General features: G+C 41.4%; 1 protein-coding gene. It reads left to right on the top strand.

The window, feature by feature from the left end:
- Positions 1 to 70 precede the first annotated feature (70 nt).
- A complete protein-coding gene (locus M3210_RS19895) occupies positions 71 to 1,300 on the top strand; it encodes an IS110 family RNA-guided transposase (RefSeq protein WP_251518028.1) in 1,230 nt (409 codons plus the stop codon).
- The last annotated feature ends 34 nt before the right edge of the window (positions 1,301 to 1,334 follow it).

Genomic DNA, 1,334 nt, shown 5'->3' with positions numbered 1-1,334 from the left:
CACTAGGGATATCCCAGAGCGTCCAAGAGTTAGGTTCCAATGATTCTAAATCGAAAGGAGTGTTAATTCTATGAAATTATTTGTTGGTTTAGATGTTAGTTCTTTTGATATCAAGGTTTGCTTTTTAAATGGTGAGGGGGAACAGTTAGCTTCCTTCACCGTGTCTAATGATTTGCCAGGTGCCACACAGCTGAGAGACGAGATTTTAAAAACAGCTAAGGATCTAGATGTCCATACGTTGTATATCGGGCTTGAATCTACCAGTGTCTATAGTTTTCATCCATCCATGTTTTTACATAACGATGAGTCGATTCAAGCACTTGGTGGACAAGTATTGGTCATGAATCCAAAGCAGATAGCTAACTTTAAGAAGAGCTATAGCGACATGGACAAAACGGATGAAATCGATGCCTTCGTCATCGCCGATTATTTACGCTTTGGACGTTTACCAATGTCCGTTGTGAAAGAAGAACAATATGTGGCGCTTCAACAATTGACAAGGGCGCGCTATCAAATTATTCGTCAAATCACACAGGAGAAACAACGTTTCCTTCAGTATCTAAGTTATAAATGTAATACATTCACGGAAGAAGTAGAGTCTTCTGTGTTTGGCAAAGCGATGATGGACCTTTTCCTTGAAAACTATAGTCTGGATGAATTATCGAGTATGCCTTTAGAAGACTTGGCTGACTATCTTCGGAAGCAAGGCAGAAATAGATTCCCTGATGCGGAATATGTCGCCAAATCAATCCAAAAGGCCGTTCGCTCTTCCTATCGTTTAGACAAAGTGATGGAAGACTCCATCGATACGATACTAGGCACTTCAATCACATTGATCCGAACGTTTGAAAGGCAAATCAAGGAATTGGATAAATCCATTGAGCGAATCATGAAAGGATTGCCACAAACGCTGCAGTCAATCCCTGGCATAGGACCAGTGTTAGCTGCCGGTATTCAAGCCGAAATTGGGCAGATTGAACGCTTCGAAGACGAAACAAAGATCGCAAAGTATGCAGGTCTTTATTGGCGAAAGCACCAATCTGGTCGCTTTACGGCAGATGATACATCGTTATCGCGTAATGGAAATCAATACCTCCGTTATTACCTAGTTGAAGCCGCCAACTCGGTAAGAAGGCATGTTCCTGAGTACAAAGAATATTACGCGAAAAAGTACGATGAAGTACCAAAGCATCAACACAAAAGAGCCCTCGTCTTAACTGCAAGAAAACTAGTGCGTTTGGTGGATGCGCTACTACGTAAAAACCAAATTTACACGCCGGAAAGGAGCGTACATACATGAAGCATGATTAGCTTCTAAATCCTTCCAATAATTT

Origin of the sequence: Oceanobacillus luteolus (genome assembly GCF_023715655.1) — a bacterium.
In the GTDB taxonomy this organism is placed as follows: domain Bacteria; phylum Bacillota; class Bacilli; order Bacillales; family Amphibacillaceae; genus Oceanobacillus; species Oceanobacillus luteolus.
Note: the sequence above shows the minus strand (reverse complement) of the source record. Positions and strands in the feature narration are given on the sequence as shown.

What these genes read in the sequence shown, in the direction of transcription:
- M3210_RS19895 (WP_251518028.1), top strand. Translation starts at nt 71, where the DNA reads ATGAAATTATTTGTTGGTTTAGATGTTAGTTCTTTTGATATCAAGGTT.